The following is a 2,368-nucleotide window of genomic DNA, read 5'->3' as shown; positions in this document are numbered from 1 at the left end:
CCGTCTATGGGTGATGGCGTGCCTTTTGTAGAATGAACCGGCGAGTTGTCCGTGTATGCAAGGTTAAGCCGGAAAGGGCGGAGCCGGAGCGAAAGCGAGTCTGAAGAGGGCGGAAGAAAGAGTATACGCGGGCAGACCCGAAACCGGGTGATCTAGCCGTGGGCAGGTTGAAGCAGGAGTGAGATCCTGTGGAGGACCGAACCGACTGCCGTTGAAAAGTCAGCGGATGACCTGCGGCTAGCGGAGAAATTCCAATCGAACCCGGAGATAGCTGGTTCTCCCCGAAATAGCTTTAGGGCTAGCGTCGGCCGATGGTAGCGGGAGGTAGAGCACTGAATGCATGATGGCCCCATCCCGGGGTACTGAATGTGATCAAACTGCGAATGCCCGCTATGGAAGGCCGGCAGTCAGACTGCGGGTGATAAGGTCCGTGGTCGAGAGGGAAACAGCCCAGACCGCCAGCCAAGGTCCCGAAATGCAGGCTAAGTGGAAAAGGATGTGGGGACGCACAGACAGCTAGGAGGTTGGCTCAGAAGCAGCCATCCTTTGAAGAGTGCGTAACAGCTCACTAGTCGAGTGGCCCTGCGCCGAAAATGTACCGGGGCTAAGCCTGATACCGAAGCTGCGGATTTAGGAAACTAAGTGGTAGGGGAGCGTTGCATGGTCGCAGAAGTATGACCGCGAGGGCATATGGAGAGCATGGAAGCGAGAATGCCGGTGTGAGTAGCGAGATGCAGGTGGGAATCCTGCACACCGAAAGCCCAAGGATTCCAGGGGAAGGTTCGTCCGCCCTGGGTAAGTCGGGACCTAACGCGAGGCCGAAAGGCGCAGCGGATGGAAAGCAGGCGTATATTCCTGCACCCGGGCAGGTCCGGCGAAGGAGCGACGGAGACGGAGAGTGTGACCCTCTGAATGGATTGAGGGCCAAGCGAAGCAGTCGGGTACCAGGGAAATCCGGTACCACAAGACAGAGCGCGAAGGGGAAGCGAAACCTGAGGGGAGTAGCGAAGCACATGGCTACGGCTCCCGAGAAAAGCTTCTAGCTGATGGATCTGCCAGGCCCGTACCAAAACCGACACAGGTGGGCGCGTTGAGAAAACGAAGGTGAGCGAGAGAACTGTTGCCAAGGAACTCGGCAAAACGGCCCCGTACGTTCGCAAGAAGGGGCGCTCTTATGAGCCGCAGTGAAAAGGCCCAAGCGACTGTTTAACTAAAACACAGCTCCCTGCCAAGCCGCAAGGCGACGTATAGGGGGTGACACCTGCCCGGTGCTGGAAGGTTAAGGGGATCTGTCAATCGGAAGATGAAGCAGTGGTCCGAAGCCCCAGTGAACGGCGGCCGTAACTATAACGGTCCTAAGGTAGCGAAATTCCTTGTCAGGTAAGTTCTGACCCGCACGAAAGGTGTAACGATTTGGGCGCTGTCTCGGCAGCAGGCTCGGTGAAATCTTAGTACCTGTGAAAATGCAGGTTACCCGCAACTAGACGGAAAGACCCCATGGAGCTTTACTGCAGCTCGGCATTGGGTGCTGGACGGACATGTACAGGATAGGTGGGAGACGAAGAAGAAGGGACGCCAGTTCTTTCGGAGTCGATGTTGGGATACCACCCTTGTGCGTCCGGGGCCCTAACCTGGTCGATAGGACAGGGAGAGTGCCAGGCGGGCAGTTTGACTGGGGCGGTCGCCTCCCAAAGAGTAACGGAGGCGCCCAAAGGTACGCTCAGGCTGGATGGAAACCAGCCGGCGAGTGCAAATGCAGAAGCGTGCCTGACTGTGAGAGCAACAACTCGAACAGGGACGAAAGTCGGGATTAGTGATCCGGCGGTGCCGAATGGAAGGGCCGTCGCTCAACGGATAAAAGCTACCCTGGGGATAACAGGCTGATCTCGCCCAAGAGTTCACATCGACGGCGAGGTTTGGCACCTCGATGTCGGCTCATCGCATCCTGGAGCTGGATTCGGTTCCAAGGGTTGGGCTGTCCGCCCATTAAAGCGGTACGCGAGCTGGGTTCAGAACGTCGTGAGACAGTTCGGTCCCTATCTGTTGTGGGCGTCGGAGATCTGAGGGGAGCTGTCCTCAGTACGAGAGGACCGGGATGGACCTGCCGCTGGTGCATCGGTTGTTCCGCCAGGAGCACAGCCGGGTAGCCAAGCAGGGAAGGGATAAGAGCTGAAAGCATCTAAGCACGAAGCCCACCCCGAGATGAGATCTCCCAATCTTGAAAAGAGAAGTAAGGCCCCTTGAAGACGACAAGGTGGATAGGCCGGGAATGGAAGGGCAGCGATGTCCGGAGTGGACCGGTACTAATAGGCCGAGGACTTGATCAGAAAAGAGAAGAGAGGACGCCATGACTTGAAACAGACGAAAG

1 rRNA gene is annotated in these 2,368 nt (G+C 57.3%); it reads left to right on the top strand.

From position 1 onward, the window contains the following. Positions 1–2,327: ribosomal RNA gene (locus BO225_RS00875) — 23S ribosomal RNA — on the top strand; the annotation flags it as partial. Between the last annotated feature and the right edge of the window lie 41 nt (positions 2,328–2,368).

Source organism: Dubosiella newyorkensis (genome assembly GCF_001945605.1).
Classification (GTDB): domain Bacteria; phylum Bacillota_I; class Bacilli_A; order Erysipelotrichales; family Erysipelotrichaceae; genus Dubosiella; species Dubosiella newyorkensis.
This window is presented reverse-complemented; position numbering and strand designations above follow the sequence as displayed.